Raw genomic sequence first — 12544 nt, 5'->3', positions numbered from 1 at the left:
CTACCGCTGGCTGCGCAAGAGCCTGAGGGTGATCATTCTCTGATCAATCACCCCTCATCCGCCCACGAGGCGAGACAGATTCCAGCGCGATTCGGTACCGGTCACATCGTAGTGCGCAGGATTGAGACCCGAGGTTCCGTGGGGCAGGCACTCAGCAATGATCAGCGTGCTGCCTCCTTCCTGCTCGGCGTTGAAGCTGGCCAGATCGATAACCCGGGCCGATTTCAGTGGCTGCTGTTCCTGATCCGTCATCACCATCACTCTGGGCCACAGGCGTCGCGCCGGCGAGTGAGAGACCACGATCCCGCGCTGGCCGTCGTTTAGCTGAACCAGAGTACCGGTCGGATAAATACCCACGGCCTGAATAAACGTCTCAATGAGATCTTCCTGAAACTCGATATTGCGCATGTCGTAGAGCAGGTTGACGGCTTTGGCCGGCGTCATTGGCTCGAAGGTGTCCCGCGGGCCAATCAATGTTTCGAAATACTCAGCCAGCCCGGCGACCTTTGCGAGCAATGGAATGCGGTCACCACGAATACCTTCCGGGAAACCGGAGCCGTTATGCCGCTCACGGTGGCCCTGAACCACGCTGACCACCGCCCTGGAAACACCGGAGCCCTCGAGCATGGCCACACCGCGGTTCACGTAGCCGCGATAGCGGGCGAAATCGTCTGACTCCAGCCTGCCTTCGTTTTCCAGCATGGCCTTGGGCAGTTCTGTCTTGCCGACCTGTGACAACAGGCACCCCAAACCGAGGTGGTTCAGCAGCCCCTCATTCAGCCCCAGTTCACGGCCGCAAACCAGTGCCCACACCGCCGCGTTCATCGCGTGGCGGTAGATAAAGTCATCGTGCTGGCGGGTACGGCTCAGCCACAACAAGGCATCGGGGTTACGTGCCACACTGGCGACCATATTGCGGGTCACACCTGCCATTTCGCGCAAGTCGGGCGTTTCCCGCCGATTGACCGCCGCAAACACGCGCTGCAACGCGGCCTCGGCGTCCTCCAGCACCATTTTCGATAGCTTCAGTTCTTTTTTAAGCGTGGACGAGGTGCTGTATTTTACCGGCTCGCGAATGTGAAGCGGCGGTAACTGGATGACTTCCCGGCCCACGGTTTCCTTGCGGGTGCGATGACCGAACAGCGGCGAGGCCGACTTGCCAGACTCCTGATTTTCTCGCTTTTCGGCAACGTCAATCACCACCCACTTACAGTGGGACACCAAGGAGCGCATGTCGTCCTGGGAACGAATGTGGAAGCCCTGGATGGGGAACGGGGTCTGGTGCCACGGCCGGTCCAGGTCGGACACAAACATGCCGATTTCCAAATCATGAACGGCGATTTTCTTTTGACGAACGCCCACGGTGCACCTCAAATCTTGCGACAATCGATGCTGACTATTCTGACGGCTTCAGTGATAGAGTCCATTACATATTTGTAGTGCAAAGTAACCCGAAAGCAACAGGGGGTAACGCTTGCTATCAAGAGGAAACAAAATGTAGCAACGTGACGCGACTCACACTTTTGGTACAAAACTGTCACTCTGCGTCACACACCGCCTCATCCATTTCAAGCGGACGCCCGCACAGCGCACCCACCCAGGGTAAAACTCAGGGCAAGCAACAACAGGCAGCGACGCATAGAACGGCAAAGCGTCATCATCATTGGTCCGCAAACTGCAATCCGAAGCCATCAACGGTCTGGCGAACGACTTCCATACTCAATACCGGTGCCGACACCGGCAGGCCCTGCACCTGAACTTCCACCTCATCTCCGATGGCAGGCTCGAAGGGGTCGCTTTCAACTACAATAAAGATGCCCCCATCCGAGATATCCCGGGTGACGAACACAAACTCGCCCTGAGTGGGGTGACTCACCCTGACTTTCGCACTCATGGCAGTGCGGTTGTGTGTTCTCCGGTCATCAGCCATAGGCCGTGTTTCCACCACTTTTTGCATAGTTTTTATAGTCTTCGGAAGCATAGCACCATTTCCTTCCGAATTTGCAACGCTGGCTTGACTTACCCCTGAACACAAATGAGAATAGTTGCTGTTTTTAATGTTGTCGCGACTTCAGATTGCGAATGCATCCATCCGCCCGATAAAGGACTTCACACCATGCGAATGAAACTGGCTGCTACTGCCGCAATGGCTCTCTCTGCCATGCCCATGACTGCCTCCGCAGACGGCGAAGTGAACATCTATTCTTACCGTCAGGCCTACCTGCTTGAACCCCTGCTCAACGCCTTTGAGAAAGAGACCGGCATCACCTCCAACGTGGTCTTCGCCAAGCAGGGTCTGGCGGAACGCCTCGAACGTGAAGGCCGCAACAGTGCTGCCGACGTTGTCATGACCGTGGACATCTCTCGTATCAACGAACTGGTCGAGCGTGATCTGGTTGCCGGCGTGGAAAGCGACACTCTGACCGACAACATTCCGGACAACCTCCGCCACCCTGACGGCAAGTGGTTCGCACTGACCACCCGCGGCCGGCTGATCTACACCTCCAAGGAGCGTGTCGAAGAAGGCGAGATCACCACGTACGAAGAACTGGCCGATGACAAATGGAACGACCGCATCTGTACCCGCAGCGGCAAGCACCCTTATAACATCGCGCTGATCTCCTCAATGATTGCCCACCACGGCGAGGAAGACACCCAGGAATGGCTGCAAGGCGTGAAAGACAACCTGGCACGCAAGCCCCAGGGCGGCGACCGCGATCAGATCAAAGCCATCGCCGAGGGCGTGTGTGACGTTGCCATCGGCAACAGCTACTACTACGGCAACATGCTGGTCGATGAAAATCAGCGTGACGCCGCCGAAGCGGTTCGCCTGGTCTTCCCGAATGCGGACGATCGCGGCACTCACGTCAACATCAGCGGCATTTCCCTGACCAAGAGCGCGCCTAACCGCGACAACGCCGTGCGCCTGATGGAGTTTCTTTCCACCGACCAAGCGCAGCGTATTTACGCAGAAGCCAATACCGAATACCCTGCCAACCCGGATGTAAAGCCAACTGGCCTGGTTGCCGAATGGGGTGAAATCAACCCGGACGATCTGTCGCTGCAAGAGATTGCCAACCATCGCAATGCGGCCGTAAAACTCGCTGACCGCGTCGATTACGACGGCGAATAAAGGAAACCGATGACTGAGGCCGTCGCCAGCAGTGAACAAGGGCTGAATCCGCCACTGCTGGCGAAACGCACCTCAAACCGTTGGCTGATATCCGCGGCAGTGACCACGGCCATCGTGGCACTGCCGGTTCTGTCCGTGATTTTCCTGGCGTTCTTTCCGGATGAGAACATCTGGCCACACCTGCTCGATACCACCCTGCCCCGCTATCTCTCAACCACCATCAAGCTCATGCTCGGCGTTGCCGGCATCACCCTGCTGATCGGGCTGGCAACGGCCTGGGCGGTGACTATGTGTGAATTCCCCGGCCGTCGTTTTTTCGAATGGGCCATGTTGTTGCCGTTTGCGGTGCCGGCTTATGTGATCGCTTACGTCTACACCAGCCTGCTCGACTACGCAGGGCCGGTTCAGATCGCCTTGCGGGAATGGTTCGGTTGGGAAAATGCCCGGGATTACTGGTTTCCCGAGATCCGCACGCTGGAAGGTGCCACGCTGATGATTGGTCTGGTGCTTTACCCCTACGTATACCTGCTGGCGCGGGCGGCGTTCCTGGAACAATCGCCGTCACTGTTTGCCGTCAGCCGTAGTCTTGGGCACTCAGCGATCAGCACGTTCTTTCGCGTGGTGTTGCCCATCGCCCGGCCCGCCATTGCAGTGGGCCTGTCGCTGGTGTTGATGGAAACCCTGAACGACTTTGGCACCGTGGACTTTTTCGCCGTGCAAACCCTGACCGCCGGTCTGTTCGACACCTGGATGAACCTCGGCAACCTGGGCGGCGCAGCGCAAATCGCCACCACCATGCTCATATTCGTGGTGATTCTGGTCACTCTTGAGCGTTATTCCCGCCGTCGCCAGCAGCAGTTCGCCGCCCGGGATAACCGCGAGCCGATTCGCCGCTTCACCCTGTCAAAACCCCGCCAGTATGTGTGTGTGGCGGTCTGTGCCATTCCGGTCATCCTGGGGTTTGTCATACCCGCCGTCACATTGGGCCAGTATGCCTGGGAATACTTTGATGAGAGCTGGAACCCGGCTTTCGTACGCAACACCCTGAACAGTCTGCTGCTGTCCAGCGCCGCCGCGCTGACAACCCTGATCATCGGCGTTACCCTCGCCTACAGCCGCCGCCTGCACAACACCCGTGGCATGCAGATCATGATGCGGCTCTCGAGCCTGGGTTATGCCATGCCCGGTGCGGTGCTGGCAGTAGGTGTCATCATTCCCCTCGCGGGCTTCGACAACTGGCTGGATTCCATGATGCGCAGCGCCTTCGGCATCAGCACGGGCCTGCTGCTCAGCGGCTCGGCGTTTGCGCTGATCTTCGCTTACACCGTGCGCTTCCTGGCGGTATCCGCTGGCAGTGTGGAAAGTGGCTTGCAGAAGATTACCCCGAGCATGGATATGGCATCCCGCTCACTGGGCCACAGTCCCGGCAACACCCTGGTGAGAGTTCACCTGCCGATGTTGCGGGGTAGCTTGATGACCGCTGCTCTGGTGGTGTTCGTGGACTGTATGAAGGAATTGCCCGCCACGCTGATTCTACGGCCGTTTAACTTCGACACCCTGGCCACGTACGTGTACCAGTTTGCCTCCGATGAAAAGCTCGCTCAGAGCGCGCTGCCGGCGCTGGTGATCGTGCTGGCGGGGATCGTACCGATCATATTGATGAGCCGGTCAATTGCCGGCACTCGCAGCATCGCCTGAAGCTGAAAAATCAATACCAGGCGCTCAGAGCACCGGCCGGGAACCGGCATCCTGAACCACGAAACGGCCCTGGAACGTCGCGACCGGCGCGCCTTTCGGTTCCATCGTGGGTTCGCCGCAATACACATCCGCGTGTAACGCTATCCGGCCCTTGCCATGACGGGCCAGGCTCTTGCGGAACCGGTCTGGCACTTCTCCGGCAGGCAGCCGGCACAGGGCGTAAAAATCACTTTTAACGGGTGTCATGTAATCGATACTGCCACTCTGAACCAACACATTGCCTTTCAGCCCCATGTCGGCAATGGCCAGTTCAATTAACCCCCAGGCCGCGGTGACCGCCACCGAATACACGCTACCACCAAAACCGGTGGCCTGGTGATTATGGTTGGGCTCCAGCGGTGCACTGACCAACAGCGTACGGCCATCGTACGCAAGCACCTCCAGACCCATGGCCTGGGTAATCGGAATCGTATCGTTAAGGCGCTTCTGGAAACGGCCTAATTGAGTCATGGTTCCTCCTTGTATTACCTCCAGTTTAGGCCGGGGTGCGGATTCGCCCTATGCGACTTATGTAGACATTGTGTGACCAAACGCAAAAGACCCGGCCAATGGCCGGGTCTTTTGCTTAACACTATCGTTGCCGTTACTCCCAGATGACGGCCTGACGCTGGCCATACCAGCCGTCTACCTTCTCCTGGTAGGCGTCTTCCACCACGTTACGCTTCAGCTTCAGCGTCGGCGTAAGGAAGCTGTTCTCAATCGACCATTCATCACTGACCACCGTGATGAATGCCAACTGCTCGTGGGGATCCACGGTTTTGTTCACATCAGCAATCAGCTGGCTGAAACTTTCCTCAATTTCCTTGCGGAAGGCTTCATCGGCCATTTTCGGGCGAATTTCCTCGCCCAGCATCACCAACGCGTGGGGGTGAGTCTGGTTAGCACCAGACACACACACCATTTCGATGGCATCGTGCGACATCAGGCGGTTCTCGATGGGCGCAGGCGCGATGTATTTGCCCTTGCTGGTCTTGAAGATTTCCTTGAGACGGCCTGTCAGTTTCAGGCGGCCCATCTCATCAATCTCGCCTTTGTCACCCGTTCTGAGGAAGCCGTCCTCAGTAAAGGCTTCGCGGGTTTTCTCTTCATCCTTGTAGTAGCCCATCATGGTCGCCGGACTTTTGATCAGCACTTCGCCAAGCTCGCCGATTTTCACTTCCACGCCCGGCAGCGCTTCACCCACATACCCGGTACGGGAACGTCCCGGCTTGTTCATATGGGAGTACGCAAAGTTCTCGGACATGCCGTAACCTTCAAGCAGTTCCAGCCCCAGGTTGCGGTACCAGTCCAGCACATCGCTGGACAAAGGCGCGGAGCCACTGCCGGCCAGTTTGACTTTACCCAGGCCTAGTCCTTTCAGAATTTTCTTTTTAATCAGACCACTTACTACCGGAATCTTAAGCAGTTTCTCAAGTTTTTGCTTGGGCAGTTTTTGCAACACACCGTGCTGGAACTTCACCCACAGACGCGGCACAGACAGGAACAATGTCGGCTGTGCACGCTGCAAATCCTGCACAAAAGTATCCAGCGATTCCGCAAAATACAGCTGGAAGCCAGAGTACAGCGAGCCCAGCTCAACAAACGTACGCTCGAACACGTGGGCCAGCGGCAGGTACGACATCATCCGCTCTTCAGGTCCGACACCCAGCACTTGCGCGCCGCCAGCTGCGGAGTAGGCCATGTTGCCGAAACTCAGCATAACGCCCTTCGGCCGACCGGTGCTGCCGGAGGTATAAACGATGGTCGCCATTTCGTCCGCTTCCCGGGTGGTGTTCTCTTCCATCGGCGGGTATGTCGCGATCAGATCGTCCCAGGTCTCGAAATCGTTGGGCGGGCTCAGCGGATAAGACACGCAACGCAGGCTCTCCGGCACGCCCGGCTTCATCACATCCCAGTCATCCAGCTTGCCGACAAACAGCAGTTCGCAACCGCTGTGTTCGAGGATATAGCTAACGGTATCGGCGTTCAGAGTCGGGTACAGCGGTACGGAAACATGGCCGGCCATCCAGATCGCCCAGTCGGACATGATCCAATGGGCACAGTTTTTGGAAATAATGCCGATCCGGCTCTTCTCCGGAAGATTCAGAGACTTCAGGTAAGACGCCATACGACGGGCTTCGTCAACGGCCCGATTCCAGGTGTAATCCACCACCTTGCCATCGCCAATCGGTTGGGTCATGTACAGGGAATCCGCTTTGGCTTTTTCCCAGTAATAGACCATATCCAGTGGCAGTTTATTTGATGTGTCCATGGATCTTTCCTTGCTTGCTTTATTGGTGTTATTCCGCGTTTGACGGTGTCACTTGAGAGCCAGGCCTCTTGGCGGGCTTATAAGACTTTCGTAGGGTATTCCAACACACAGCCCTGCGTCAAAACGTGATCGCAATATAACTATTGCACTTATCATGTATTTTTCCGCCTGTTTCCCCTGCCCCATAAGCGATTGGGCTGTGATAAACTCCCGCACCTTTCGTAAAGCACGTTCATATAGTGCGCTCATGAAAACGACAGCTCATTACACTCGGGAGAAAGGGCTTATGGCCAAGAGAACTCTGAGAACCCTGATTGGTGCAACGCTGCTGGCAGCGGCCAGCCTGGCGCAGGCAGACGAACAAAAAGTGGTAGCGATCACCCAGATCGTGGAACACCCGGCGCTGGATGCCGTGTATCAGGGCGTCAAGGATGAGCTTGCCGAAGAAGGCTTCAAGGAAGGCGACAACCTGCGGATCATGCACGAGAGCGCCCAGGGCAACTCCGCCATCGCCTCTCAGATTGCCCGCAAATTTGTCGGTGAAGGTCCGGATGTCATCGTTGCCATTGCGACGCCTTCGGCACAGACCATGGCCGCCGCCGCCCGGAACATTCCGGTGATCTTCTCCGCCGTCACCGACCCGGTCGGGGCCAAGCTGGTCAAGAGCCTGGACAAGCCCGGTGCCAACATCAGCGGCGTGACGGACATGCTCCCCATCGAACGCCATATGGACCTGCTCGAGCGCCTGGTGCCAGACGCCAAAACCATCGGCACGGTTTACAACCCGGGCGAAGCCAACGCGGTTGCGCTGGTGGAACTGCTGGAAAAAAGCCTGGAAGCCCGCGGCATGAGCCTGGCCAAAGCCGCCGCCACCAAAACCTCAGAAGTGCTGGGCGCGGCCCGCTCGCTGGTCGGCAAGGCAGACGCCATCTACCTGACCACCGACAACACCGTCGTCAGTGCAGCCGAAGCCGTGGTCTCTGTGGGTGAGCGCGCCAAGATTCCGGTATTCGCCGCCGACACCGCCACCGTCAGCCGTGGCGCGGTCGCCGCTCTTGGCTTTGACTACTACGATCATGGCCGCCAGACCGGCAGCATGGTCGCCCGTGTACTGAACGGAGCCGACACCGCCGACATGGCCGTGGAATCCGTCGATACACTCAACCTGTTCGTCAATCCGGAAGCGGCCGAGCGCATGGGCATTACCCTGTCCGCCGACGTGCTCGAAGACGCCCAGGAAATCGTCAAAAGCGATCGGTAAGACCTGATTCACAACGGGCGGGCCTCACAAGGGCACCGCCCGTTCTATTTTGGAAGCGAACCTACCCCATGCTTAGTGAAATAGCCCTGTACGGCGCAATCGAAACCGGCCTGATATACGGCCTCGTTGCTTTCGGTATCTACATCTCCTTCCGCGTTCTGGATTTTCCGGACCTGACCGTTGACGGCAGCTTCCCCCTGGGTGCCGCCGTTGCCGCCATGTTGATTGTTGCCGGATGGAACCCCTGGGTTGCCACCGGTGCCGCCGTGCTGGCCGGTATGGCAGCGGGTGCCGTCACCGCGATTCTGAACGTGAAACTGAACATTCTGAATCTGCTGGCGTCGATCCTCACCATGATCGCGCTTTACTCCGTTAACCTGCGCATCATGGGCCGCCCCAACGTGGCTCTGCTGTCGGAGGAAACGGTGCTCACGCCCTGGTACGACCTCGGCCTGGCCTATCATCAGGTGCCGGTCCTGCTGTTCGTCATCGTCGCGGTGGTGTCACTGATATTGCTGTGGCGTTTCATGAAATCCGAAACCGGCCTGGCGATGCGAGCCACCGGTGCCAACGCTCGCATGGCAAGAGCCCAGGGCATTGCCACCGGCGGCATGATCATTCTCGGCGTTGCGCTGTCCAACGGCCTGGTCGGGCTGGCGGGTGCCTTGTTCGCCCAGAGCCAGGGTGCCGCAGATGTCACCATGGGTGTGGGCGTGATCGTGATTGGCCTGGCCTCGCTGATTGGCGGCGAGGCGGTGATTACCCCCAACACCGTGATCAAGGCGCTCATCGCCTGCGTGGTGGGTGCGATTATCTACCGGCTGGCCATCGCCTTCGCACTGAACGCTGATTTCCTCGGGCTGAAGTCTCAGGACCTCAACCTGATTACGGCGGTTCTGGTCACCCTGGCCATTGTTCTGCCGGGGGTGCGCACAAAGATCATCACCCGTTTCACCCGCAACAAGGCCTGAGAGGTATAGCATGATTAGCGCAACGGATCTCAGACTGACCTTTGGCAAGGGCACGCCCCTTGAAAATCCGGCCCTGCGGGGCATGAGCCTGACCGTCAACCAGGGCGAATTCGCCACCGTGATCGGCAGCAACGGCGCGGGCAAGTCCACCTTCCTTAACGCCCTGGCCGGCGAAGTGATGGTCGACAGCGGCAAAATCATTGTCGATAACCTGGACGTCACCAAACTGCCCACGCACAAACGCGCCGACCGCGTAGCGCGGGTCTTCCAGGACCCATTAGCCGGCACCTGCGAAGGCCTGAGCATTGAGGAAAACCTGTCACTGGCCATCAAGCGCGGCCAGCACCGGGGCCTGACCTCTGCGGTTAAAAAGCAGTACATGGAGAAGTTCCGCGACAGCCTGTCGTCCCTGAACCTGGGCCTGGAAAATCGCCTGGGCGACAAAATGGGCCTGCTCTCCGGTGGCCAGCGCCAGGCAGTGAGCCTGCTGATGGCCAGCCTCACCCCGTCTGCCATTCTGTTGCTGGATGAGCACACCGCCGCGCTGGACCCGAAAACCGCCGCGTTCGTGCTGGATCTCACCACCCGCATCATCGAAGAACAGAACCTGACAGCGCTGATGGTCACCCACAGCATGAAACAGGCGCTGGAAGTGGGTGACCGCACGGTGATGCTGCATCAGGGCGAAGTGGTGTTTGATATCGAAGGCGAAGACCGCAAGGGCCTGGAAGTAAAAGACCTGCTCGAACTGTTTGAAAAACAGCGCGGTCTGGAAGTGGATGACGACAGCTTGCTACTGGGCTAATCGGGGCAAGGTCGAATGTGATCGGTAAAAAAAGTGGGGCCTCGGCCCCACTTTTTTATTTACCCCAAACCTTCAGTGACCGTAAATGATCATCTGGGTGTCCCTGATGGCCAGGTCATCCATAAAAATACTGCCAATGGATGTGCCGCCAACAATTACACTGCCAATGCTCATGTCCGCTTCGAACTCCGGAATTTCAATCGCAAGGCTACTGATACCCTGGGAATTGGCGGTTTTATAGATACCCATTTCCACCCGGGTGAACACGTCCAACGGCTGGGGTGCGTCCAAGTCGTAATCGGCACCGGTCAGTCTCAGGTCTTCAATACCCAGGGCCAGAAAGGGCACCTCGAAATCCATATCGTCAATCGCGATATCCGCCCGGAAACTCAGCACATCCGTAGCGGTGTCCACACGAAGGGTGCCCGAGCCGATCAGCGCATCCATATGGAAGTTATCCATGATAGTGGTGCTGTTGCTATCGCCTACCAAATTCCACGCACCGGTGGAGATGCGCATATCCACGGCACCGAAGGTCATCGGCAGTATGTTGATAATGGCGTCGCCGTCGCTGGCGATATCGATGTTGATGCGAATGTTATCCAGAAGATCACTGGGGGCCGCGCCGGTCAGGTTCGTGCCCATCTCCGAGAACATATCAACACGGTTGGTGCCACCCACCGAGATATCGTTGATCTCCAGAGTTCCTTCATCGGTATAAAGGAAGCGATCAATGTTGAGCCTGGTTTCCAGTTCAATCGTCACACCGACCTGGCCGGTGATGTTTCCCATGGCGCTGTCGTCCAGCATCTGGATGTCCGCCATGGCCATGGCCGGCACCCCCGCGATGCCCAGCGCTATCAACGTATGTTTCAGGCCTTTCATTATTATGTTCCTTTTATGGTGTTATCACTTCCTGTGGTCCACTGCAGTTTTCAACACCACCCTCATACTTTAACGACACGTCTGCGAGCGGTACGTGCACCGGTCACAATTACCTGACTTTATCAACTAACAGACGCATTTTTCAGAACATTTTTTAACCACTACATATTGTGCTTACCGGCCAATGCCCTGTACACGCGGGTTTCACAGGCCATTCAGCGGATACAAGCCCATATCCATTGATTTTCTTTGCCACCCAGACCCAAGCGATAGTTGTCTTCTTCTTCACAGACCACTATATCCTGTTATACTTCTTGAAAAGACGCCTATATATGGGGCTGACCGTCAATGTCCAACACGGCAGCCCCAGCCGCCTTACAGGCTGCTCCGGCGCGACAATAACGGGCTTCAACGCCCATCCCGCCCATCAACACCGGGCGGGGCCAACACCACATCTAGTGGCTTTGTTCGACAAGAGCACAATCCGGCTGGGGTTACGCCCAGGCACAGGTTTTACACACAGATTGACAGGGGTAAGGCGGAATGAACGCTAAGGCACAGGCAGTGATAACAACAATTCCAATGCAGGAAGCTTCGCTGGATATTTGGAACAGCAAGTATCAGCTGAAAACCAAAACCGGCGAGCCCGTCGATAAGGACATCAACGCGACCTATGAACGCGTGGCCGTTGCCCTGTCACAGGTTGAAGCCAAGGCGGACCGCGCCAAACACATGAAAGACTTCGCCTGGGCGCTCAAGCACGGCGCGATTCCCGCGGGGCGCATTACCTCCAACGCCGGTGCCGAAGCCCACAAGCCTGCCACCTCCACCATTAACTGCACCGTGTCTGGCAGCGTTCGTGATTCCATGAACGACATCCTGGAAAAGAACCACGAAGCCGGCCTGACCCTGAAAGCCGGCTGCGGCATCGGCTACGAATTCTCTACCCTGCGCCCCCGTGGCGCGTACGTGGCGGGCGCTGGCGCAACCACATCCGGCCCGCTGTCGTTCATGGATATCTTCGACCGCATGTGCTTCACCGTGTCGTCCGCCGGTGGCCGCCGTGGTGCCCAGATGGCCACCTTCGACGTGCATCACCCGGACATCATCGACTTCATCCAGGCTAAGCGTGAAGACGGTCGCCTGCGCCAGTTCAACCTGTCGCTGCTGATCACCGAAGACTTTATTGACTCAGTACGCAACGATAAAGACTGGCACCTGTCCTTCCCGGTCACCGAAAAAGAAGTGGCGGAAGAAGGCCTGGACCTGAACGACCCCTCCCAGTTCGTGTACCGCGACTTCCCCATTCTGGACGGCTATGTGGTCAATGCCGAAGGCAAAGTGGCCTGCCGCATCTACCGCACCCTGAAAGCCCAGTTCATCTGGGACACCATCATGACCAGCACCTACGACTACGCTGAGCCAGGGTTCATCCTGATCGACAAGGTCAACCAGATGAACAACAACTGGTTCTGCGAAG

11 protein-coding genes are annotated in these 12544 nt (G+C 57.5%); 6 read left to right on the top strand and 5 right to left on the bottom strand.

The features are described from left to right. Positions 1-54: 54 nt before the first annotated feature. Positions 55-1362: an HD-GYP domain-containing protein gene (locus tag WD429_RS08005; RefSeq protein ID WP_368421654.1), complete on the bottom strand. Its 1308-nt coding sequence runs from the start codon at positions 1360-1362 to the stop codon at positions 55-57. Positions 1363-1660: 298 nt separating this feature from the next. Further along, on the bottom strand, positions 1661-1930 hold the full coding sequence (locus WD429_RS08000; protein WP_368421653.1) for a PilZ domain-containing protein: 270 nt from the start codon (positions 1928-1930) through the stop codon (positions 1661-1663). A gap of 186 nt (positions 1931-2116) precedes the next feature. On the opposite strand from WD429_RS08000, the gene WD429_RS07995 reads away from it, so the two are divergent. Continuing rightward, a complete protein-coding gene (locus WD429_RS07995; protein ID WP_368421652.1) occupies positions 2117-3133 on the top strand; it encodes a Fe(3+) ABC transporter substrate-binding protein in 1017 nt (338 codons plus the stop codon). Between the two features lie 9 nt (positions 3134-3142). Continuing rightward, on the top strand, positions 3143-4831 hold the full coding sequence (locus WD429_RS07990; protein WP_368421651.1) for an ABC transporter permease: 1689 nt from the start codon (positions 3143-3145) through the stop codon (positions 4829-4831). 24 nt (positions 4832-4855) lie between these two features. On the opposite strand, the gene WD429_RS07985 is transcribed toward WD429_RS07990, so the two are convergent. Both WD429_RS07985 and WD429_RS07980 read right to left on the bottom strand, forming a co-directional pair. After that, positions 4856-5341, bottom strand: a complete 486-nt coding sequence (locus WD429_RS07985; RefSeq protein ID WP_368421650.1) for a thioesterase domain-containing protein — start codon at positions 5339-5341, stop codon at positions 4856-4858. A 133-nt stretch (positions 5342-5474) separates the two neighbouring features. Beyond that, positions 5475-7142 (bottom strand): AMP-binding protein, encoded by a 1668-nt coding sequence (locus WD429_RS07980; RefSeq protein WP_368421649.1) that lies wholly within the window; start codon positions 7140-7142, stop codon positions 5475-5477. Between the two features lie 286 nt (positions 7143-7428). On the opposite strand from WD429_RS07980, the gene WD429_RS07975 reads away from it, so the two are divergent. The 3 genes from WD429_RS07975 to WD429_RS07965 all read left to right on the top strand — a co-directional run bounded on the left by WD429_RS07975 (position 7429) and on the right by WD429_RS07965 (position 10179). After that, positions 7429-8403, top strand: a complete 975-nt coding sequence (locus WD429_RS07975) for an ABC transporter substrate-binding protein (protein WP_368421648.1) — start codon at positions 7429-7431, stop codon at positions 8401-8403. 68 nt (positions 8404-8471) lie between these two features. After that, positions 8472-9374: an ABC transporter permease gene (locus WD429_RS07970; protein WP_368421647.1), complete on the top strand. Its 903-nt coding sequence runs from the start codon at positions 8472-8474 to the stop codon at positions 9372-9374. A 10-nt stretch (positions 9375-9384) separates the two neighbouring features. Then, entirely contained in the window at positions 9385-10179 is a 795-nt protein-coding gene (locus tag WD429_RS07965; RefSeq protein WP_368421646.1) for an ABC transporter ATP-binding protein, read from the top strand. Positions 10180-10251: 72 nt separating this feature from the next. Here WD429_RS07965 and WD429_RS07960 read toward each other — a convergent pair whose 3' ends face one another. Continuing rightward, positions 10252-11064, bottom strand: a complete 813-nt coding sequence (locus tag WD429_RS07960; RefSeq protein ID WP_368421645.1) for a DUF6160 family protein — start codon at positions 11062-11064, stop codon at positions 10252-10254. 543 nt (positions 11065-11607) lie between these two features. Between WD429_RS07960 and WD429_RS07955 the strand changes: the two genes are divergently transcribed. Beyond that, the coding region (locus WD429_RS07955) for a ribonucleotide reductase N-terminal alpha domain-containing protein (protein ID WP_368421644.1) at positions 11608-12544 on the top strand (937 nt) is incomplete at its 3' end.

This window comes from Marinobacter sp. (assembly GCF_040904845.1).
GTDB lineage: Bacteria > Pseudomonadota > Gammaproteobacteria > Pseudomonadales > Oleiphilaceae > Marinobacter.
Note: the sequence above shows the minus strand (reverse complement) of the source record. Positions and strands in the feature narration are given on the sequence as shown.

Bases quoted from the DNA above. Each gene is read 5' to 3' on its own strand.
- WD429_RS08000 (WP_368421653.1), bottom strand. From the start codon at position 1,930: ATGGCTGATGACCGGAGAACACACAACCGCACTGCCATGAGTGCGAAA.
- WD429_RS07995 (WP_368421652.1), top strand. From the start codon at position 2,117: ATGCGAATGAAACTGGCTGCTACTGCCGCAATGGCTCTCTCTGCCATG.
- WD429_RS07990 (WP_368421651.1), top strand. From the start codon at position 3,143: ATGACTGAGGCCGTCGCCAGCAGTGAACAAGGGCTGAATCCGCCACTG.
- WD429_RS07985 (WP_368421650.1), bottom strand. From the start codon at position 5,341: ATGACTCAATTAGGCCGTTTCCAGAAGCGCCTTAACGATACGATTCCG.
- WD429_RS07980 (WP_368421649.1), bottom strand. From the start codon at position 7,142: ATGGACACATCAAATAAACTGCCACTGGATATGGTCTATTACTGGGAA.
- WD429_RS07975 (WP_368421648.1), top strand. From the start codon at position 7,429: ATGGCCAAGAGAACTCTGAGAACCCTGATTGGTGCAACGCTGCTGGCA.
- WD429_RS07970 (WP_368421647.1), top strand. From the start codon at position 8,472: ATGCTTAGTGAAATAGCCCTGTACGGCGCAATCGAAACCGGCCTGATA.
- WD429_RS07965 (WP_368421646.1), top strand. From the start codon at position 9,385: ATGATTAGCGCAACGGATCTCAGACTGACCTTTGGCAAGGGCACGCCC.
- WD429_RS07960 (WP_368421645.1), bottom strand. From the start codon at position 11,064: ATGAAAGGCCTGAAACATACGTTGATAGCGCTGGGCATCGCGGGGGTG.